Consider the following 22,833-nt stretch of genomic DNA (forward strand, 5'->3'; position numbering starts at 1 on the left):
CCTAACCTTTACTGCCACCGATCCAAGCGGTGAAAGCGTCAGCCAAACGGTGAACTTCACAGTAGCGCCTGTGGCGGACATTGAGGCTGATAAAGCGACGGTTGTGGAAGACACGCCAACCATCATTAAAGTTTTAGGTAACGACACGTTCGAAGGCGACGACAAAGTGGTGTCGCTGGATACCAACAACGGTCCAGCCAACGGCACGGTCTCGGTCAACCCGGACGGCAGCGTGACTTACACGCCAAACGACAACTACCACGGGGCAGACAGCTTCACGTACATCGTTACCTCCGGTGGGGTCAGTGAGTCCACCACGGTGAACGTCGATGTCACACCAGTGAACGATGCGCCAGTGGCGACCAATGACAATGCCGTTACTGACGAAGATACACCAGTGACGATTGATGTCCTGCCAAACGACACCGATATTGATGGCGATAAGCTGTCGATTGACTCGGCATCTGTGCCGAGTGACCAAGGTACAGTCGAGATTGTTGATGGCAAATTGGTCTTCACACCGGCAGAGAACTTCAATGGCGACGCCGAAATCACTTATACCGTTACCGATGGTACACTGACCGACCAAGCGACGGTCAACGTCACCGTGAATGCGGTGAACGACACGCCAGAGGTTGAGAGCAACATTGCAGACCAAACCTTGGCGGAAGACTTTACGCCATACAGCATCAATCTGAATACCGCTTTCAGCGATGTGGATAACGTGGATGGCGAGCTGAGCTTCAGCGTTTCTGGCAACAACAACGTGTTGGTGTCGATTGAAAATGGCATCGCGACCATTAGCCCAACCGCAGACTGGAACGGCTCAGAAATCCTAACCTTTACTGCCACCGATCCAAGCGGTGAAAGCGTCAGCCAAACGGTGAACTTCACAGTAGCGCCTGTGGCGGACATTGAGGCTGATAAAGCGACGGTTGTGGAAGACACGCCAACCATCATTAAAGTTTTAGGTAACGACACGTTCGAAGGCGACGACAAAGTGGTGTCGCTGGATACCAACAACGGTCCAGCCAACGGCACGGTCTCGGTCAACCCGGACGGCAGCGTGACTTACACGCCAAACGACAACTACCACGGGGCAGACAGCTTCACGTACATCGTTACCTCCGGTGGGGTCAGTGAGTCCACCACGGTGAACGTCGATGTCACACCAGTGAACGATGCGCCAGTGGCGACCAATGACAATGCCGTTACTGACGAAGATACACCAGTGACGATTGATGTCCTGCCAAACGACACCGATATTGATGGCGATAAGCTGTCGATTGACTCGGCATCTGTGCCGAGTGACCAAGGTACAGTCGAGATTGTTGATGGCAAATTGGTCTTCACACCGGCAGAGAACTTCAATGGCGACGCCGAAATCACTTATACCGTTACCGATGGTACACTGACCGACCAAGCGACGGTCAACGTCACCGTGAATGCGGTGAACGACACGCCAGAGGTTGAGAGCAACATTGCAGACCAAACCTTGGCGGAAGACTTTACGCCATACAGCATCAATCTGAATACCGCTTTCAGCGATGTGGATAACGTGGATGGCGAGCTGAGCTTCAGCGTTTCTGGCAACAGCAACATTCAAGTGGCGATCGTCAATGGCATTGCTACGTTCACTCCAACGGCAGACTGGAATGGCTCTGAAATCCTAACCTTAACTGCAACCGATCCAAGCGGTGAAAGCGTTAGCCAAACGGTGAACTTCACAGTTGCGCCTGTGGCAGATATTGAATCTGATCGCGCGACAGTCGTGGAAGACACGCCAACCATCATTAATGTCTTAGGTAATGACACGTTCGAAGGCGACGATAAAGTGGTGTCGCTAGATACCAATAACGGCCCAGCCAACGGCACGGTCTCGGTCAATCCTGACGGCAGCGTGACTTACACGCCAAACGACAACTACCACGGTACAGACAGCTTCACCTACTTCGTCACCTCCGGTGGCGTAAGTGAGTCCACCACGGTGAACGTCGATGTGACACTGGTCAACGATGCGCCTGTGGCGAAAGATGACATCGCTACGACACAAGAAGACACCGCAGTGACGATTGATGTCCTGCCAAACGACAGCGATGTGGATGGCGATAAGCTGAGTATTGAATCAGCCTCTGTACCTAAAGAGCAGGGTACGGTTGAAGTGGTGGATGGAAAACTCGTTTTCACTCCTGCAGAAAACTTCAATGGCGACGCTGAAATTACCTACATCGTAACGGATGGTCAATTGACCGACGAAGCGAAAGTGGTAGTTACCGTTAACCCAGTAAACGATGCGCCAACTATCAAAGTTGATGCCGTAGAAAGCATCACTGAAGATGCAGTGAGCACTGATACGGTAGTCGCAACCTTAACGGTTCGTGATACTGATACGCCAGAAGACCCATTAACCATTTCTCTAGAAAACAACTCAAACGGCTACTTCGTGTTGGTTGGCAATGAAGTCAAGCTAACTCAAGCGGGTGTTGACGCGGTTAACAACGATGAACTCAACCTTAAAGACCTTACTATCAGCGCGTCAGTGTCGGATGGTGTTAATCCAACGGCTAGCGACAGTGATAGCTTGGTTGTGAATCGTGTTAACGATGCGCCGACTGTTGAAAATGCCATTGCAGATCAAGTGTTATCGGAAGATTTCGCGACCTACACGATTGATTTAAACGACGCATTTAAAGACAGCGACTCCGTGCTTAGCTTCTCAGTAGCCGGTAACAGCAACGTGTTGGTTTCTATTGTGAATGGCGTTGCCACCATCACTCCGACTGCGGATTGGAATGGCAAAGAGACAATTACGTTCACAGCTAAAGACCCAAGTGGTGAAAGCATCAGCCAAACGGTGAACTTCACGGTAGCGCCTGTGGCAGACATCGTGGCAGATAAAGCGACGGTTGTGGAAGACACGCCGACCATCGTCAAGGTCTTAGGTAACGACACGTTCGAAGGCGACGATAAAGTGGTGTCGCTCGATACCAATAACGGACCAGCCAACGGCACGGTCGCGGTCAACCCTGACGGCAGCGTAACTTACACGCCAAACGATAACTATCACGGGGCAGACAGCTTCACCTACATCGTTACGTCTGGGGGCGTCAGTGAATCCACCATTGTTAAAGTTGATGTCACGCCAGTAAACGACAAACCTGACAGTGAAGACTTTACGCATGTGGCCGATGATCAGCTTACGCACGTTGTGTTTGATACCGATACGAAACCTTTAGGTGATGGCGACTCTCAGGATCATATAGCGGATATTGAAGATGACTTAAATAGCAACGATCTACATGTTCGGATTACTGAACTGCCAACATCAGGTACGTTGTTCTTTAAAGATAGTGACGGTGAGTTGCACGAAATTAAAGAAGTAAGCGATACGCTTTATGACAAAGACAGTCTTTACTATGAAGCTGATAATGTTGGTTTCTTATTAGGTATCAAGGGTCGCCCAGATACTCCTAATAGCTCTGAGTCTACAACAGACTTCAACAATTGGGGGCTAAGTGAGGACGGAGGTCCTTCACATTCCCGTACTGAGCATTTAGTAAATGGTTCCTCCATCACTATATCTTCTGATAGTGATGAGCTTGCTCAATACAACCGCCAGGTGTCACATATCGGCAATGGTATTGCTGACAATGATGGGCAGGGTATTGAGAAGGGTGAAACAATTACGATCGATTTGTCTAATAACCCTGTGGGCAGCGTAAACCTTGGACTAGATGGACTAGGTGGATTGTTTGATTACGGTGATGACAACGCAGCGCTTATTACGGTTACATACTTAGATTCAAATAATGTCCAACAGACTCAAACGTTCGAGTTTTTGAAGCCTGAAGGCAACTTCATGCTATTCCAAGAAACAAGCGTTGGTTATGGGAAAGAGCTAGCTCTTCCTGAAGCTTCGGTCATTACTCAGTTAGATTTTTCTACGAAAAATGAAGGTAACTGGGAGTTACGTTATGTAGAAGGTGTTCCTGCCGAAGACAGCTTTGGATATGTGGCCGTCGACTCTGAAAGTGGCGTTAGCGATCCATCTATAGTCAATATCGTTAATGAAATGCTAGATGGTAATGTTGCTGAAAATGGGCCAAGTCTGTCTGTGGTCGGTGATAGCGTGACTGAGGGTGACAATGTCACGTTTTCGGTTGTTCTAGATGAAGTCACCAGTACTGCTGTTAAGTACCAAGTTGATATGCTTGCTCAAGGTTCTTCAGTTGATAAGAATGACGTAAATCTATCAAATGCAACCTACACAAATGGTGTTGTTTTCTTAGGTGGTTACTTGATTGTTCCTGCAGGTATAAGCAGCTTCGAAATATCGATTCCGACTATTAATGATTTGGTTGTGGAAAGCAGCGAAACGATCGTTCTTGAGATCGGCGGTGAAACGGGGACGGCAACAGTTCTTGATAATGATAGTACAGAACTTAGCGTAGTAGATGCCGGCGATGTCATTGAAGGAACTGACGCAATATTTACCGTTTTACTCTCTAACCCTGTTCAAGAGGCCGTTGTCGTCAATCTGAAGTCAACAACAGATGATAGCTATACTGCGGAAGATGTTGATTTAGGCACTATGGTAGTGACCTATGTGGATACTCATGGTCAAACTCAAACATTAGATATGGCGCCTAATGGAGACGTTACCATACCTCTAGGTGTCGCTGAAATTAAAGTCGCAGTCCCGACCAAACTAGATAATGTCCATGAAGGTGGTGAGAGCTTTGGTCTGACGGTTACGGAAATCGGTAGTGTCACCAGTAATGGTATTGCAACTGGTAACGCAAATATTGTGGATTCTGATCCTGCACCTTTAGTTAGTATTAGTGCTGATCAAAACAGCGTAAATGAAGGTGAAACGGCAGGCTTTACACTGACACTTGATAAAGTTGCAGATGAGAGCGTTACGGTTGATGTCGAATATAGTGGCGTGGCCCAAGATGGAAAAGATTTTGTTGGCGTTCTGAGTGTTGAAGTTCCTGCGGGTCAATCTTCAGCTGCTCTTGACTTACTGACGCTCACCGATGGTATTTATGAGGGCGCAGAATCTTTCACAGTAACCATTAAAGAGGTGGATGGCGCTGATGCGAGCATTGCTTCAAATAACAGCGCAAGTGTTGTGATCGTTGATGCCCAAAGTGCACCGAAAGTGACTATTGGCTCAGATCAATCCTCAGTTGATGAAGGTAGTGATGCAAAATTTATCGTCAACATTGACCAAAAAGCAGATGAAGATGTACTGGTAACATTCACAATCGGCGGAAATGTTGATGACAAAGATTATATTGCTCCAAGTACTTACACAGTCACGATTCCAGCGGGTAAAACGTCGGCGCCGATTGATATAAAAACTCTCGATGATGGTATTTACGAAGATCTTGAAAACCTAACCGTGACTCTAATTGATACGGTTGGTGCAGATTCGACGCTTGCAAGTGACTCGAATGAAGCAACAGTCTCTATTATAGATGCTCAGCACGCTCCAGAGTTTATTTCTGACGGCGATAGTGCTGGTGACAAACCAAATGATGATGTTTACGACTTCGGGTCAGTTAACGAAAACACGGTGAGTGGGTCCGTTATTGGTACGGTCGTTGCTGAAGATCACGATAATGACGTGCTTGTATACCGCTTTGCAGATGGCTCGACCACTAATGGTATTTTTGATATCGACCCGACAAGCGGAGAGATTTCATTGAACAAGACAATCGATGATGTTGACTTGGGCGATTATACGCTTCAGGTTGAGGTTATCGATGGAACTGGCGGGATTGATACTGCCGAGGTCAATGTTTCTCTGGTAAATGTGAATGATGCACCTGAATCTTCGCCTTCCGCGGTTGAGATGAGTGAAGATACCCAAGTGATACTTGATTGGTCATCATTCGGTATTAGCGATGTGGACTCTAACGTATCAGAGCTCTCCGTCCAAATCACAACGCTTCCTAGCGATGGGTCATTAGAGTATAAAGATTCGCAGGGCGATTGGCAGTCTGTCCAAATCGATCAAGTGCTTGATAAATCGCTCTTTGATGAAAACAGTGTTCGTTTTGTACCTGAATTAAATGAGTCTGGCAGTGACAGTTTCGGCGGAAATCAAGTCGGAGATCAGGAGTCTAGTTACGCTCAAATTGGCTTTAAACCAACAGATGGACAGAGTACCGGTCAAGAGTCAACACTGACAATAGACGTAAACCCTATCGCTGATAAACCGAACTTAATCGCAGTGACGCACGAGAACTCATTACCCCAACAAGAGTTTAACGTTACAACATGGAGCAATGTTCAAGTTGGTTCTAGTAATGGCATGGGGGTCAACGGCGAGACTCTAATTGCAGCGATCAACGCTCTTGATGCAGCAGATGGAACTCAATTGAGTTGGTCAAATGTGGAAGATTTAGGGACTCATGCAACCTTGGCAAATGAGGCCGTTCTAGTCACATCTCTTGTTTATCTCGAAGCTGGATCGAGTTACGACTTTGTTGGCCAAGCAGATGATAGCCTTGCTATCAAGTTGGGTGGTACGTTACTTGATCAAGCTCGTTGGGGTAGCGACAGTGGTGATATTAAGGGTGCTAGCTTTACACCTTCGGTATCTGGCTTTTATCCAATTGAAATTTATCACCATAACCAAAGTGGTCCGGGTAACTTTAATGTGGATGTATCCATTAATGGACAAGCACCTGTCAATCTGAGCAACAGCAGTCTTTACGTAGTTAGTGATGAAAGTGCACTAGAAGCAACTGATATCAGAACGTCTGAACTACAAGAAGTTAATGGTGTTGCGTTTTACGAAACATATCAGCTGAACGAAGGGTTACAAGATACAGCGATACCGCTCTCTGAAATTAAAACAAGCTTAAATGATAAAGATGGCTCTGAATCACTTAAAGTCACGCTAACTGGCTTACCTGTAGGTGCGATCCTTTCAGATGGAAACAGTTCTATTACTGTAGCAACCATTGATGAAGAACTGGACGTGACAAGTTGGGCATTAGATACACTTACTGTGACTCCACCAGCTGGCTCCCATGATGACTTCACAATCAATTTGACGGCAACGAGTACAGAACGCGCGAATGGTGATTCAGCAGAGTCTAACTTAGCCATCAATGTTGTAGTACATGAGAACTTACCGACGGAAACGGAAAGTGATATTGGGAAGACCAACGAAGATAATTCGCTACAGGGTAACGTATTGCGTAATGACTCTGATGACGACAACCTTCTGATGGTTGATCACATTACTATTAATGGCACTGACTATGCGGTAGGTGAAAACGTATCTTTGACTAGTGGTACTTTATTAGTAAACCAAGATGGTAGTTACGTATTTGAACCTACCGAGCACTGGTCAGGTGATGTTCCATTAATTAATTACACCACAAATACTGGCGCAACAAATACGCTTGATATCAACGTTGTCGCAGTTGCAGATGCCCCTGCGATCACGATTAATGTTGGAGAGTTAGTAAAGAGAGATGCTGTTGATCCTAATCACAACTTAGCCACTTCTGCGATAGATAAAACGCCTACAGAGAATGAACTCGTCGCTGCTGATCTTGGTTTGGATGATGTTGTGCAAAAAAATCACTCATACACCGGAGTGATGCTAGGAAACAACAACGACAGAAGTGATACCGATAGCTTATTCGTTGGGACTGATTACAATGACACCTTCTATGGTGGCGGCGGTGATGACGTATTTATTGGCGGTGGTAATAACGATTCTTTCTATGGTGATGATGCGTCCACTATTACAGATTATGATGGCCAAGATACGGTTTACTTAACTGGAAACTTCAGTGACTACAAAATGACCTTCAAAGACGATCATGGAGGTCAAGTCCCATATTGGATTTTGCTAGATAATCGTTCTATCGATTCGGTAAACGACCACACAGGTAGTGATGATCGTGGTGATCACTTATATGAGATTGAACGAATTGTTTTTGCAGACAAAGTCGTTGAATTGAAGCCCGACGGTACCTATGAAGTGCTTCAAGAGCGTTGGATTCCCGTTGATATTAACGTTGATTTGGTTGATGTCGATGGAAGTGAAAGCTTGGCGCAAACTGTTTTTGTGGAAGGTTTGCCGGATGGTGTAGAGCTGTATATCGATGGACATGCCGTTAATCAGGACGCAAACGGTAATTACCTTGTCACCCTGGATGCTAACGGTAAGGTCTCTTTAGATATCAGAGTGCCGTTTGATTATAAAGGTAGTCTAGAGTTCCCACTAAGCGTTACCGCGACGTCGGTTGAAGAAGCAAATAATGATGCTGCTTCAACAACAGAGTCTGTTGAGCTTACAGCTCGTGACTATGTTCTAGAGTCGGGTTCACATGGGAACGATCAGATAACGGGCAGTGACGATCACGATATTATTGTTGGCGATGTACAAGGATTGGAGATTATTGCGGGTCAGGACTACAACATCGCCTTTGTTTTGGATACTTCAGGGAGCATGGGTAGCTGGGTAGGAACTGCGAAGCAAGAAGTGCTAGATGTGTTTGATGAACTGTTAAGCGCTGCAAATCAGGGTGAGAAGCCTGGAACAGTGAATATTCACCTCAGTGAGTTTGCTTCAAGTGCGTCAGCAGTTATTTCCGTTGACTTGAGTTCTCCAACAGCAAGAGATGAGTTTGTAAAAGAACTGAATAGTGCTATAGGTGATGAGGGTGACGGCGGCACAAACTATGAGGCGGGTTTACAGTCAGCTGTTGAATGGTTTAGCAGTCAACCTAACCCTAATGGCCAAAATATCACGTACTTTGTTACTGATGGTCAACCAAATAGAGCAACGCATCTCTATCATTTAGCGCCGAATGAATTCTCGAAAGTGATTTTGGATGTCGATGATTCTGGCAAGCTTGTTACCCTGCAAGATATAGTTAGTAACAGTAGTTATTCATACGGACAGACGGTTACCTACAAAGGTGACGTCGTTATAGATAGTTACGGTCAGGTATATTCACCGCTAACAGGCAGAACCCTTGGTGATATCGACAGATATAATGGTTCTATCCGTTACTACGATGAAGGTGGTAGCTCAACACAAGCTCAACATATGTATCAAGTGTTAGCAGCATTGTCTTCAGTAGAGTCGATAGGTCTTGGTAGTGGTGTTGATGAACAAACACTTAAGCAGTATGACACTGATGGTGTGGTAGAGTCAGATATCGATGTTACTAAACTTGCTGAAACGATATTGGGTCAAGATGTGCCCCTAAAACAAGGCTCAGACACTATTCAGGGTGGAGAAGGTGACGATATCTTGCTGGGTGATTTAATTGAATTTGGCGGTAATGAGCAAGGTTTGAGTGCGATTCAATCACATGTGGCACAGCAAACGGGTCAAGATGTTTCTACCATTGATGGTGAAGACATCCATGAATACGTTAAAAATAACTTAGAAGAATTCAACCAATCTCACCAAGGTGATAAGTCGGATAACTTATCTGGTGGTGCTGGCAACGATTTACTGTTTGGTCAGGGTGGTAACGACATACTCGTTGGCGGTGAAGGTGATGATATTCTGATTGGTGGTTTAGGTAATGATATCTTAACGGGAGATGAGGGCTCTGACATCTTTAAGTGGAGTGAAGTGACCAACGAGGTTGATACGGTTACTGATTTCAACAAAGATGAGGATACTTTAGACTTCTCCGATCTGTTTGATGACTTATCTAAAGATGAAATTGGAGAGCTTCTTAATGATCTTCAATCAGGTGATCATACTGGTGATGTCGGAGAGTATCACGTAGAAGTGGCACCAGATGGCGGCTCGGAAGCGAACTTGAGTATTACGAAAGGAGGCTCGACGTTGGACATCCATTTTGATGGTGCAAGTGTCGATGATGTGACTCAAAGTCTGATTGCAAGTTTAGAAGCGCAATACAAAGACATGTAGCATGTCTAGCCACAGGTGAAATTGAAAATCAAAAAAGGTCTAGCATTTTGCTAGACCTTTTACTTTTAAACTCCGTTCATTGCGATGTTAGCTCTTAGGAAGTGTCGTGAAAACGGTCCACTCTTTCTTCACTTCACCTTTGTGGCCAATCACCGTTGCGGTGACTCGACGGTTCAACGCATGACTCACTTGGTCGGTGCCTTGTGTTGCAAGTACCGTGTCTCCATAGCCGACAATGGTGACTCTATCTCCACTAATACCATTCATCATGAGTTCTTTTCTAACGTTCTCAGCGCGGCGTTTAGATAAGTCAAGATTGTGTTCTGCAGTACCAGTACGACTGGCATAGCCCTGAATCTCTATCGATGTATTTGGATACTCCTTCAAGAAGTCGGATAGTTCTCGAATTTGCTCCGTAAAGATTGGATTGATCACATCGGAATCATTCGCGAACAGAACTCGAATTTGCATTTCTTGCGAGGAGTCGACATACGAACCGCAGCCATCGTTATCAATCTCGGCACCTAAAGGAGTACCCGGACATAAATCGCGCTCATTAATGACTCCATCAGAATCATCATCAAGATGATCTGCCCACTGCTCGGCAATTGGCGTATCAATATAATCATATTCATCGCCTTTATCGGATGAACTGCATGCCGAAATCATCAATGAGAGTGCAATAAGAGTTATGTGTTTCATAATTAATACTCCACTTCTTCTAGCCATTCTTTAGGCATTTCGACCCTTAATGCACTCAACAGTTGACCTGTTGCGTTCATCACTCGATATTTGGCGTACTGCTCTGCGTATTTAGAATCTAAGTAGTCTTTACGTGCCTCAAAGAGTTCGTTTTCAGTATTCAATAGATCAAGCAGCGTTCGCTTACCAATGCGATATTGTTTTTCATACGCAATAACGGTTTCAGATGCTGAGTCTACATGATCTGACAGGAACTCTTTTTGCTGTAGGGTCAAATCCAGTGCGCTCCATGAAAGCTTTAACCCTTCTTCAACATTGCGATAAGCACCTTCACGTAAGTCTTTCGCTTTGTTTAACTGATAGGCGAAGTTTTCTGAGTTTGCAGCGTCACTGCCGCCATTAAATAGGTTGTAGCGTAGACGCAGCATGGCAAGTGTCTCATCACTGCGGCCTTTTAAGCCATCAGCGTCGTCACGCCATGTTTGTGAAGCTTCAATGGAAATGGTTGGGTAATTAACACCTTTAGATTGTTTGTATTGAAACTTAGCCGAGTCTACGTCTGCGAGCGCGACCTGAATGACAGGGTGCAGCTCAAATGCCAAACCTACCGCTTCATCAATGGTGTATGGAATGAAATTCTGATCCGCTCTTGGAAAGATCAACCCTTGCGGGGTTTGACCCACTAAACGAGTGAACATAGTGTGAGAGTCGTACAAATTATTTTGAGCAGCTGCCAAATTACCGTGCGCTTTTGCCAAACGTGCTTCTACCTGTGTTAAGTCAGCGGTAGAGCCGATACCTGAGTTGACTCGTTTTTTAATGTCTTCGTAAATATCTTTGTGAACCGCCAAGTTATTTTCAGAAAGCTTGAGTATTTCGTAAGCTTTTACTGCATCTAGATACACTTTGGTGACTTCAAGTGCTTTATCTGATGCATCGGCTAAAAGTTGAAATCTTACTGATTCAGCGTCAGCTGCGGTACGATCGATATCATTTAAGGTTGCACTGCCATCCCATATGAGCTGAGTTAGTGTTACCGAAGCTTCCTTTCTAGTGTAATCTGTATCCCCACGTCCCACCTCGTCAGAAGGGTCTAATCCCTCGTAACCAATGCCCGCATCTAAATCAATAGAAGGTAAGTAGGCGCCCGAAGAGGCTTCATTTACGTATTTTCGACTGGTGAACTCGTTAAATGCGCTCTTAATGTCAGGATTGTTTTTTAACGTCAATGCCACGGCTTGCTCTAAAGTTTGACCGAAAGCGGGTAAAGACACTATTAAACTACAGCAGCAAGCAATATTTAGTCGGTTCCATTTCACGGTATTTCTCCTAAAAATTCGTGTTGCTTTTTGCTGTTTCATCTCATAACTGAGACGAAACATCATAAATAACAGTGCTTGAGTAAGGGATTTATCAACCTACTGTTAAAACTAGGCTTTTGTTTAAAAATTCCAGAATTTCGCCTTTTTAAACCTTAGCACATATGGCAAATGTTGCTCAGCAACACAGCATGTTTAGGCCAGAGAAAAGCTTGAATTCTTAATATCATAGCGTTTCGCAGCTAGCGTAACTCTGTACTTTTTGAATAACTCCGCCCCTTGAGTTACCAAGCATCCCACGAGCTGCGCATACAACGAAAAAATGATGATTTTGACTAAACTATAGACGTAAATGTAGGGGTGACAAACTTTTGACTTGGTTTGAAGTGGGGCGAGGTAGATATGGATCGAGTAACTTTGAGCTCATTGATGGGCAACATCGTGGTTATCGGGCTGGATGGGGAAATTAGGACCCTAGAAGAGGGACAACTACCTCAACCAGGAGAGTTAATAATTGATGAGGTATCAGATACTTCTGAGCTTGTGATCGAGCAGGTGACACCACAAGGAAGCTCGATAAACGTAACTGATGATATCACAGCGTTAATTGAAGCAATTGCTAGTGGGGAAGACCCGACTGAGCTGGGTGAAGAGTTTGATCCTGCTGCAGGTGAAGGAAACGGGTCTAGCCCACAAAATACGGGGGCTATAGATCGCACAGGTGCTGAATTACTCGCTAGTACCAATTTTGAGACAGTAGGAACTGACGGAATAGGATTTTCAAGTACTCAGGTAGAGACGCTACTCGATATTTTCCAAATACAACCACCAGAACCAACAGCAATATCAGTTCCTGCAACAGTAATTGTTCAAGAGATTTCTAGCCCAACTGTCAATGAGGGCGATCTGGTTTCTTTCGACGTCACACTTAACCAACCAACAGAAGACAATATCAATATCACTTTTTCTCTGTTCGATCAGACTGCGACTGGTGGATCTACTGACGAGAGCGGAAGTGACTACGTCAACGAGAGTGTTCTCATAACATTTTCCGATGGCACAACAGAAGAAATCTCAGTCGATGACAACGGTATTTTTACTGTGTCGGTCCCGTTAGGGGAAAATGGTTTTACGGTTTCTCTCGACTCTATAAATGACTCTATATTCGAAGGTCCAGAAACATTTACGCTTTCAGGCAACACAGAAGAACAAAGTACACCTGCAACTGGGATTGCAACCATTGTTGATGATGGTAGTGGGCCTGGTTTAAGTCCTGATGATGATCGTCCAACGGTAATGATGAGCGATGCAGGGACGATTAATGAAGGTGAGTTAGCCAGCTTTAAAGTGTCTTTATCGAATCCATCAGCTACAGATGTTGAGGTCGAACTAAGTCTCAACCTCGGTGACACCGAAGCCGGTGACTTAGGTACCTTAGAATACAACACGGGAAGTGGTTGGGTCACGGTGCCAAACGATGGTGTGGTGACCGTGCCTGGCGGGCAGACTGAGTTTGATGTACGCATTGCTTCTATTGATGACGCGGTGTTCGAAGGTCCAGAAGATTTCAGTGTTACGGTAACGGGCATTGGTGCGGTGCAAGGCAGCGATACGGGCACGGCAACGATTGTGGATGACAGCAGTGGCCCAGGTCCCGATCCAGACGATGACCGTCCGAGTGTGGCTATTACCGACGCTGGCACCATTAATGAGGGTGAGACTGCGAACTTCAAAGTCACCTTATCGAATGCCTCCGAATCGAGTGTTCAAGTTGAACTTGGCCTCAACTTAGGCGATACCGAAGCGGGTGACTTAGGCACCTTAGAATACAACACGGGCTCCGGTTGGGTTACGGTGCCAAACGACGGTGTGGTGACGGTGCCTGCCGGACAGACCGAATTTGATGTGCGCATTGCTTCTGTTGATGACGCCGTTTATGAGGGCCCTGAAGATTTCAGTGTCACGGTAACCGGCATTGGTGCGGTGCAAGGCAGCGATACGGGTACAGCAACGATTGTGGATGACGGCAGTGGCCCTGGACCTGATCCCGATGATGACCGCCCAAGTGTGACTATTACCGATGCTGGCATTATTAATGAAGGTGATACGGCGAACTTCAAAGTGACGCTGTCGAATGCCTCCGAGTCCACTGTTCAAGTCGAGCTAGGCCTCAACTTGAGTGATACCGAAGTCGGTGACTTGGGCACCTTAGAATACAACACGGGAAGTGGTTGGGTTGCAGTGCCAAATAATGGCGTGGTGACCGTGCTAGCCGGGCAAACCGAATTTGATGTGCGCATCGCTTCTGTTGATGACGCCGTTTATGAAGGCCCAGAGGATTTCAGCGTTACGGTAACGGGCATTGGGGCGGTGCAAGGCAGCGATACAGGTACGGCGACGATTGTGGATGACGGCAGTGGCCCGGGCCCCGATCCAGACGATGACCGCCCGAGTGTGACTATTACCGACGCTGGCACCATTAATGAAGGTGATACGGCGAACTTTAAAGTCACATTATCGAATGCCTCAGAGTCGAGTGTTCAAGTTGAACTCGGCCTCAACTTAGGTGACACCGAAGTCGGAGACTTAGGTACCTTAGAATACAACACGGGCTCCGGTTGGGTTGCGGTGCCAAACGATGGCGTGGTGACGGTGCCTGTCGGTCAGACTGAGTTTGATGTGCGTATCGCTTCCATTGATGATGCAGTGTACGAAGGTCCGGAAGATTTCAGCGTTACGGTAACGGGCATTGGGGCGGTGCAAGGCAGCGATACAGGTACGGCGACGATTGTGGATGACGGCAGTGGCCCGGGCCCCGATCCAGACGATGACCGCCCGAGTGTGACTATTACCGACGCTGGCACCATTAATGAAGGTGATACGGCGAACTTTAAAGTCACATTATCGAATGCCTCAGAGTCGAGTGTTCAAGTTGAACTCGGCCTCAACTTAGGCGATACCGAAGTCGGAGACTTAGGTACCTTAGAATACAACACGGGCTCCGGTTGGGTTGCGGTGCCAAACGATGGCGTGGTGACGGTGCCTGCCGGGCAGACTGAGTTTGATGTGCGTATCGCTTCCATTGATGATGCAGTGTACGAAGGTCCGGAAGATTTCAGTGTTACGGTAACGGGCATTGGCGCAGTACAAGGCAGTGATACGGGCACGGCGACGATTGTGGATGACGGCAGTGGTCCAGGTCCCGATCCAGATGATGACCGTCCGAATGTCTACATCGTTGAAGATAGCGTGGGTGTTAACGAAGGTACCGATGCTGTGTATACCGTTAGATTGTCGGCGGCAGCCGATATCGATGTGACCGTCAGGTTGAACACCTCAACCGACGGCAGCAACACGGCGGAAGCGGACGATATAGGTAGCTTTGTGGTGACCCTTGCTGATGGTGTGACAGTGGTGAATGCCAACAGTGACGGTACGTATACCATTCCCGCCGGTGAGAACGAGCTGAAAGTCACTGTGCCAACCACAGATGATGGCGTCTACGAAGGGGATGAAACCTTCACTGTGGCGGTACAAGGTGACACGGGCGTCCTAGGCAGTGACAGTGCGCTGGGCATTATTTACGACGGTGGTAACGGCCCTGGTCCTGACCCGGATGATGATCGCCCGACCGTATCTATCTCAGATGCGGGTATCGTAGATGAGGGTAATATCGCGACGTTTACCGTGTCATTGAGTAATGCTTCGGAAGGTACAGTCCAGGTGCAGTTGACCTTAAACCCAGACGAAACAGAAGTGGATGATCTTGGCTCGCTAGAATATAACACCGGAGCAGGTTGGGTTGCTGTGCCTGTCGATGGCATCGTAACAGTGCCAGCAATGCTTACCGAATTTGATGTGCGCATTGCGACCATTGATGATGAAGTTTATGAAGGTCCGGAAGACTTCAGCGTGACCGTGACGGGTTTGGGCGCAGTTCAGGGCACTGATACTGGTTTAGCGACCATTGTGGATGATGGCACTAAAACGGACGACGATCGACCAACTGTGTCTATCTCGGATGCGGGTACCATTGATGAAGGTAGTTTCGCTACATTTACCGTGTCATTGAGTAATGCTTCAGAAGCCGCGGTCCAGGTTCAGTTAACGCTGAACCTGGATGAAACAGAAGTAGGTGACCTTGGCACTCTAGAGTACAACACCGGTTCAGGTTGGGTAAGTGTACCTGTCAGTGGCATCGTGACGGTGCCGGCAGGTATGACGGAATTTGATCTACGCATCGAATCAATTGATGACGGTGTGTACGAAGGCTCTGAAGATTTCAGCGTTACAGCAACTGGCTTGGGAGCAGTTCAGGGCAGCGATACTGGTCTGGCGACCATCGTGGATAACTCACCACCTACAGCCCGTGATTTCATCATTTCGCTCGATGTTCAAAATGGTATTTTCCCGGTTCAGGATGTTGAGTTTGATGGATTAACGACGTCTGGGGAACAGCGTGTTGAAGATCTCGAAGATGACGCAGTTACTGCAAATGATGATGATATTTTAATTCAGGTCGTTAGCCTTCCTGAACACGGTGAACTGTATTATGTGGATGGAAATGGACAGGAAGTCATTATAGACGAAACCACACAGTTCCCTGAAAACACAGAGGTTAAGTATCGTCTGACTGAAGATTTCTTTGAGGAGCAGAGCTTTGACTCAGCCGATCTTCTTGAAGATCAAGGGAAAGATATTTTGGTTGGTTCTTACACTCCTCCTAACTCGAACTTAACGTTCACTGGAGGCCAGATCATCACCATTGGCAACAGCATCATCTTTGATTCCGACGCTCAGATTTCAGTCGATTTTGCGAATCAACAGGTCGGATTGGTTGTCGTTTCGCCAAATGAAACGGGTCAGGGTGATGAAATCAGTACTGGTGAATATATTACGTTAGAACTGGATGAGGATTTATCAGCTGCCGAAGCGAAACTGAACTTAGCCAGTCTGAATGACCGCTTCAACAGTGGTGGTGCATGGTTAACGGCATACATCTTCCTAAATGGTGCACTTGTTGATGTTCAGCAGTTTTACTCAACGGATATTACTTATACCAGCAACCACGAAGGTTCTATTACCGTTGCGTTAGCAAATGGCAGCTTTGATGAAATTCGACTTACTCCAGAAACCGATAGCGCGAGTGATAAAGCGGGCTTTACCTTGGTGGGAACTGAAATCACCAGTTTTACTGACGTGAACGATGACTTTACCTACCAAGCTATTGACACTGATGGTGCGGTAAGTAACGAAGCTACGGTAGCGGTTGATTTCGAGAACGTCACGGTAGACGCTGTCACGGCGCTTGGTTATCAAACCATGGCCTTAAATTCGGATCTGAATCTGGTTATGGGGACAGATGGCGATGATATTCTGGTTGGTACTGAAGGCAATGACCTGATCATCGGTGGTTTAGGTAATGATATCTTGACTGGCGGTGAAGGTGATGACGTATTCAAATGGACAGAAATGCAATCCGCAACTGATACCGTGACAGATTTCAGTGACGGGGATCAGCTTGATTTTACCGATGTATTTGATGATATGAGTGGTACGGATATCTCCGCCTTGCTTGATGATCTTGGTTCGGGTGACTATCGCGGCAGTGTGGATGACATTTCCGTTGAAGTGACTGAAAGTGGAGGTAACTCGACGTTGACCATCAACAAAGATGGACAACAGCTAGAGGTTAACTTTGATGGTGCCTCTGCAGCCGATATTGCCAATAGTCTGATTTCTAATCTCGAGCAATTACGAGAATAGATGGCCAAAAATAAAAAAAACGGAGCGCTTTTTCGCTCCGTTTTTTTATTTAATAATACGGTACACTAGCACTGTGATTACAGAACTTTACATGCAAAACCTTTCAGGTAGAAACCTTCCGGGTATGCTGTATCGGTTGGGTGGTCAGCAGCTTGTTCAAAGCGCTCCACAAACTTTACTTGGCGGTTAGCATCTAAGGCTGCGTCAGCAATGATTTTCTGGAACAAAACTTGATCCATCAAGCCAGAGCACGAGTAGGTCAGTAGCGTGCCGCCCGGTTTTAGAATTTGCATTGCTAGCATGTTGATGTCTTTGTAACCACGACATGCGCCGTTTAGTTGGGCTTTACTGTCTGCAAACTTAGGTGGATCCATGATAACCACATCGAACTGAGTTCCTTGGTCACGATACTCACGAAGCAGTTTAAACACGTCTGCGTTTAGGAACACGGCGCGCTTCTTCGAGATATCAAATTCATTCAGTTCTGCGTTGAACTTCGCAGTGTCTAGAGCAGGTTGTGATACGTCAGCGTTTATCACACGCTTTGCATCACCTTTCAGAGCGTAAAGTCCGAAGCCACCTGTGTAAGAGAAGCAGTTAAGAACTTCTTTGCCTTTCACATATTTCATCGCTTGCTGGCGACTATCACGTTGATCTAGGTAGAAACCTGTTTTATGACCGCCAACGATATCTACACTAATCTTTACGCCATTTTCTTCGATGACGACCGATTTAGGTGGTTCTTCGCCGTGCAGTACACCAGTGGCTTCTTTCAAACCCTCTTTCTTACGTACCGTGACGTCAGAACGCTCGTACACATTACAATCAGGGAAGCACTCAACTAGAGCATCAACAATGGCCTGTTTATTGTGTTCTGCGCCAGCACTGAGAAGTTGACACACAAAGAAGTTTTGGTAACGGTCAATCGTAACGCCTGGCATACCATCAGACTCTGCCGCGATAAGGCGGTAACCCGTAAGGCCATCACGTTCGATAATGTCTTCACGAAGAAGTTGTGCGTCTTTTAATCGTTTTACGAAAAACGCGGTGTCGATTTCTTCTTTATCAAAACTCCAAATACGAGCACGAATTTGTGAAGCTGGCGAATATGCCGCTTTAGCTAGCCATTTACCGTCGTGAGTGAATACATCAACCGTTTCGCCAAGAGCCGGTTCGCCCTCAACTTTGTTGATGCCTCGAGAGAAGATCCAAGGGTGCTTGCGCTTGACCGATTTCTCACGACCTTTTACCAAATAGATAGCAGCTGTCATTTCATTAGCTCTTGTTGAATTTTGAAAGGGGCGTATTGTCCGGGATGTGAATGGTAAAAGCAATATCCCTCGGCAATCCAGTACATTGTAGTGGCTTTTAAATACAAAAAAGGGTCACCAAAGTAACCCTTTTATTTGAACTGGTCGTAACAGATTACGTTGCTACGCTTTAAGTCCAGTAAGGAGCGATTCCATGGTGTCGCTTTGCGTACGCAGTTGATCCACGTTTTGTGAAGTCGTGCTGATCATATTGCACACGTTATCTGCTTGAACTCGAATCTCTTCAACGCTTGAGGCGATATTGTCCGCGACTACACCTTGTTCTTCAGCCGCTGTTGCAATTTGAATGCTACTGTCGGAGATAGTTTGATTTTTATCTGCCAAAGAGCCGATTTCGTGATTCACTTCCGTCATGAGGTTTTGTCCCTCATTTGCATTGTTGACAGTCACTTCCATCAGTTTAGTAAGTGATTGACTGTTACGCTGTAATGATTCGATCATCGTTTGGATTTCAACAGTTGCTTGTTGAGTACGTCCCGCAAGAGCGCGAACCTCATCCGCAACGACCGCAAATCCACGACCTTGCTCACCAGCACGTGCTGCTTCAATGGCTGCGTTCAATGCAAGTAGGTTAGTTTGCTCGGAAATCCCATTAATGGTTGTCACGACTTCATCAATTTGTGCGGCATTGGCATCTAACTCCGCTACTGCTTGAGACGCAGATTGAATCTCATTAGAGAGGTTCGAAATCGAGTGAAGCGTATTCTCTACTTTTACTTGTCCAGACTGAGCCACGCTGCGTGCATCATCGGTTTGCGCGCTTGAATCGTGGGCTAATGTCGCGACTTCTCGAATCGTTGATGCCATCTGTTCCGTTGCACTCGCAAGAGAGTTGAGGTGCTCTTGTTGCGTCGCAGAAATATCTGAACTGTGATGAATTGATTGATTCAGGTCTGAGCTAATTTGTTGCATTAACGCCACAGACTCTTGAATCGACAGCACCATTTGTTGCTCTCGCTCTGCAACTTTGTCTATCGTAATAGCAATTTCACTAAACTCGTCGCGAACTGGGAAGAAGTTCATTCTCGCGGTTAGGTCACCATCCGCTAGGGTGTTTAATGCTTTATTCATCGTGAACATTGCGCCGCCGATAAACGTCATGATGTAGTAAACGCCAAGCGCGAGAATAAACAAGCTCACACAGATGATGCTCACTTGAGTCGTTGATAGGGCAGACCATAATGAAAGTTCATGGTTTGCAACCAAGCTGTACGCACCATTTAAAACTGACACGGATTGCGGCCCTGAGCCAATAGAAACGGTTTCTGAACCAGCTATGAGGCTTGCTACTTGAGATTGAGAAAGGTTGCCTGCCTCTATCAGACCTTTCATAAGCATGAGCTCTTCTTGGTACATACTTGAGGTCAACGTATTAGCCGCGCTATTAAGGACGAGAGTGAGAATGACTAAAGCAAGAAGAGGGAGAACGAAGAGCAAATAGAACTTTTCTTGAATCTTTAAGTGAATGAGATACTTATCAATCCAGCGGAATGGAATTTCTTTCATAATTATAATAACCGTGCAAAAACCCACTATCCTTAGTGGGGTGAATAGACGAAAAGAATATATCACTCAGTAAAAAGAAGCGGTACAAAGATGAACGTAAAGTGTGAGAGATTTATAGTAAAAGGTCACGTTCAAGGCGTCGGCTTTCGTTACCATACTTCCCATCAAGGATTGAAACTGGGTTTGACGGGTTACGCGAAGAACCTAAACGATGGTGATGTTGAAGTGATGGCGTGTGGAACAGATGCACAAATAGCTGCGTTTTCCGAGTGGTTGAAAGAAGGCCCGCGAACGGCAACAGTAGAGAGTGTGATACAGGAGTCTGCGTCATATAAGCCGTTGCGCGGTTTTAAGATTTTGTAAATTCTACAAGCATTTAGCTGGCTTTGGTAGGCCGGCTAATTTAGTCGCTTGTTTGGCTGGCCCCTTTTTAAACAGCTTGAATAGATACTTACTGTTACCTTTTTCTGGGCCGTGCGCTTTTTCCATTGCTTTGACAAGCATACGCACAGCAGGGGAAGTATTAAACTCTTCATAAAAATCTCGCACAAAGTGCACAACTTCCAAATGAGCATCCGTAAGCTCGATGTCTTCTTCTTTTGCTAAAAGCTCAATCATACCTTCTTCCCATTGAGTATGATCCAGTAAGTAGCCTTGAGCATCAGTTTCAATTTCTTTGCCGTTGTAAACGAACATAACGTTTTATCCGTTAAGTGAACATGGATGTTTATAGATTAGCGACAGGTGAGGATGTTCTCAACAAAAGAATCTCGAAGTAGTGCCGAGCGAAGCAAAAGCGTACAAAATGGTGAGTGCTTTTTGACTGAGCCAGGTGCTTTGATATAAATGTTCTTTTATTCAAATAAATAGGAAACTATTCAGTTTGTTAGAAATTTTTCGGGTTGAGTACCAATAAAATTGCATGGATATCCAGGCTTATTCATTTTTGTTTTGGTTTTTTCTTGGCTACTTGTCTGAATATGGAATTTTATCGGTGAATGAATAGCTTACGACGTTGTGTTTGCTCTTATAGACCGATATTCTCTTGGTTGATAAGCAACCTACATTCTGGTTGTAAACAATAATGATGACAAGGAGTTAGTCATGTCGAAACAACGTTACATTGAAATAAATGACAACGTAAAATCCATTTGGTCTATTGAGCGTATTTGGGAGCTCGCGGAGTCCCTACCTGTAGAAGAAATTGCTATTGATGATATCAAAGGCCCTAATGAAGTGACCTGGTTTAGTGATGATGGACCACAGCCAACCTGTCGTGAGATCGCGAAGCATTGCCAACGCATCAACAATGCCGATTTGTCGTATCCCGTAATTTTAACCAATGATTACCGCGTTTTTGATGGTATGCATCGAATCGCCAAGCAAATAATGTTGGGTGAAGATACGATTAAAGTGAGACGTTTTAGAGAAAACCCTGAGGCTGATGAAGTTATCGAGTTAGCAGTCGAACAGGCGTAATGTACGTAACCACTGACAAAGAAAAAGCCCGAAGGAATTACCTTCGGGCTTTTAGTATTCACCTTAGAGCGAACGATTAATCGTCGTTCATAATACCTAGAATGCTTAGTAGGCTAGTGAACAAGTTAAGGATGTTTAGGTACATCGAAATTGTCGCACTAATGTAGTTAGTTTCTTCGCCGCGAACGATACGGCTTGTATCAAACAAGATGAAACCAGAGAACACTAGTGCAGAGACGCTGCTTATTACTAGTTGGGCCATTGTTGAACCAACGAAAATGTTAATCAACATCGCCACGATAACAATGATCAAACCTGCCATCAGGAAGTTACGCATGAAAGAGAAATCTTTCTTGCTCGAAATGGTGTAAGCCGATAGGCCTAGAAACACCATGCCAGTCAACCCTAGAGCTTGAGCAATGATCGTTGGACCGTTTGGAATCGATGCGTAGTAGTTAAGCATTGGACCTAAAGCACCACCCATTAGAGTTGTGAAAACAAATGTCCAAACGATACCAGATGATGAGTTGATTGCTTTTGGCATGACAAAGAACAAAATACCAATCGCTGCAATTTGCATCACGATCGCCATGATTGGTGAAATTTGCATTGCCATTGTTGCTACTGCTGCGATCGCACTGGTCATCAGTGTCATCGACAGTAGGAAGTAAGTGTTTTTCAGTACTTTGTTAGTTTCAAGTGTGTTAGGAACACTTGTTGAACGAGTAAACATTGGACTGTTCATAATTATCCTCAGTAAGGGAGTTTACTATTGGTACATTTATGGGGCTGAAAGTTCAAA

10 protein-coding genes are annotated in these 22,833 nt (G+C 45.8%); 4 read left to right on the forward strand and 6 right to left on the reverse strand.

Features of this window, described 5'->3' with window-relative positions; genetic code table 11:
• The first annotated feature begins 49 nt into the window (after positions 1 to 49).
• Complete coding sequence (locus CBX98_RS00005) at positions 50 to 9,928, forward strand: tandem-95 repeat protein (protein ID WP_242446567.1); 9,879 nt, start codon at positions 50 to 52, stop codon at positions 9,926 to 9,928.
• An 87-nt stretch (positions 9,929 to 10,015) separates the two neighbouring features.
• Here the strand turns inward: CBX98_RS00005 and CBX98_RS00010 are convergent, their stop codons facing one another.
• Both CBX98_RS00010 and CBX98_RS00015 read right to left on the reverse strand, forming a co-directional pair.
• Positions 10,016 to 10,630, reverse strand: coding sequence for an OmpA family protein (locus CBX98_RS00010; protein WP_172605896.1), 615 nt, complete (start codon positions 10,628 to 10,630; stop codon positions 10,016 to 10,018).
• Between the two features lie 2 nt (positions 10,631 to 10,632).
• Positions 10,633 to 11,949, reverse strand: coding sequence for a TolC family outer membrane protein (locus CBX98_RS00015; RefSeq protein WP_172605897.1), 1,317 nt, complete (start codon positions 11,947 to 11,949; stop codon positions 10,633 to 10,635).
• Positions 11,950 to 12,351: 402 nt separating this feature from the next.
• Here CBX98_RS00015 and CBX98_RS00020 point away from each other — a divergent pair, with 402 nt between their 5' ends.
• Positions 12,352 to 17,715 (forward strand): Calx-beta domain-containing protein, encoded by a 5,364-nt coding sequence (locus tag CBX98_RS00020; protein WP_172605898.1) that lies wholly within the window; start codon positions 12,352 to 12,354, stop codon positions 17,713 to 17,715.
• Between the two features lie 77 nt (positions 17,716 to 17,792).
• Here the strand turns inward: CBX98_RS00020 and CBX98_RS00025 are convergent, their stop codons facing one another.
• Complete coding sequence (locus tag CBX98_RS00025) at positions 17,793 to 18,986, reverse strand: class I SAM-dependent methyltransferase (RefSeq protein WP_172605899.1); 1,194 nt, start codon at positions 18,984 to 18,986, stop codon at positions 17,793 to 17,795.
• A 162-nt stretch (positions 18,987 to 19,148) separates the two neighbouring features.
• Entirely contained in the window at positions 19,149 to 20,552 is a 1,404-nt protein-coding gene (locus CBX98_RS00030; protein ID WP_109168313.1) for a methyl-accepting chemotaxis protein, read from the reverse strand.
• Positions 20,553 to 20,642: 90 nt separating this feature from the next.
• On the opposite strand from CBX98_RS00030, the gene yccX reads away from it, so the two are divergent.
• The gene (gene yccX, locus CBX98_RS00035) at positions 20,643 to 20,915 is read left to right on the forward strand and encodes an acylphosphatase (protein ID WP_005396574.1); all 273 of its coding nucleotides are present in this window, start codon (positions 20,643 to 20,645) and stop codon (positions 20,913 to 20,915) included.
• Positions 20,916 to 20,918: 3 nt separating this feature from the next.
• Here the strand turns inward: yccX and CBX98_RS00040 are convergent, their stop codons facing one another.
• Complete coding sequence (locus CBX98_RS00040; protein ID WP_005377396.1) at positions 20,919 to 21,248, reverse strand: TusE/DsrC/DsvC family sulfur relay protein; 330 nt, start codon at positions 21,246 to 21,248, stop codon at positions 20,919 to 20,921.
• Between the two features lie 408 nt (positions 21,249 to 21,656).
• Between CBX98_RS00040 and CBX98_RS00045 the strand changes: the two genes are divergently transcribed.
• Positions 21,657 to 22,031: a hypothetical protein gene (locus tag CBX98_RS00045; protein WP_005396572.1), complete on the forward strand. Its 375-nt coding sequence runs from the start codon at positions 21,657 to 21,659 to the stop codon at positions 22,029 to 22,031.
• 76 nt (positions 22,032 to 22,107) lie between these two features.
• On the opposite strand, the gene CBX98_RS00050 is transcribed toward CBX98_RS00045, so the two are convergent.
• Positions 22,108 to 22,776 (reverse strand): Bax inhibitor-1/YccA family protein, encoded by a 669-nt coding sequence (locus tag CBX98_RS00050; protein ID WP_046876207.1) that lies wholly within the window; start codon positions 22,774 to 22,776, stop codon positions 22,108 to 22,110.
• Positions 22,777 to 22,833 lie beyond the last annotated feature (57 nt).

It is taken from the genome of Vibrio sp. T9 (assembly GCF_003123985.1).
Taxonomy (GTDB): Bacteria; Pseudomonadota; Gammaproteobacteria; order Enterobacterales; family Vibrionaceae; genus Vibrio; species Vibrio diabolicus.

Bases quoted from the DNA above. Each gene is read 5' to 3' on its own strand.
- CBX98_RS00010 (WP_172605896.1), bottom strand. From the start codon at position 10,630: ATGAAACACATAACTCTTATTGCACTCTCATTGATGATTTCGGCATGC.
- CBX98_RS00025 (WP_172605899.1), bottom strand. From the start codon at position 18,986: ATGACAGCTGCTATCTATTTGGTAAAAGGTCGTGAGAAATCGGTCAAG.
- yccX (WP_005396574.1), top strand. From the start codon at position 20,643: ATGAACGTAAAGTGTGAGAGATTTATAGTAAAAGGTCACGTTCAAGGC.
- CBX98_RS00020 (WP_172605898.1), top strand. From the start codon at position 12,352: ATGGATCGAGTAACTTTGAGCTCATTGATGGGCAACATCGTGGTTATC.
- CBX98_RS00045 (WP_005396572.1), top strand. From the start codon at position 21,657: ATGTCGAAACAACGTTACATTGAAATAAATGACAACGTAAAATCCATT.
- CBX98_RS00030 (WP_109168313.1), bottom strand. From the start codon at position 20,552: ATGAAAGAAATTCCATTCCGCTGGATTGATAAGTATCTCATTCACTTA.
- CBX98_RS00040 (WP_005377396.1), bottom strand. From the start codon at position 21,248: ATGTTCGTTTACAACGGCAAAGAAATTGAAACTGATGCTCAAGGCTAC.
- CBX98_RS00050 (WP_046876207.1), bottom strand. From the start codon at position 22,776: ATGAACAGTCCAATGTTTACTCGTTCAACAAGTGTTCCTAACACACTT.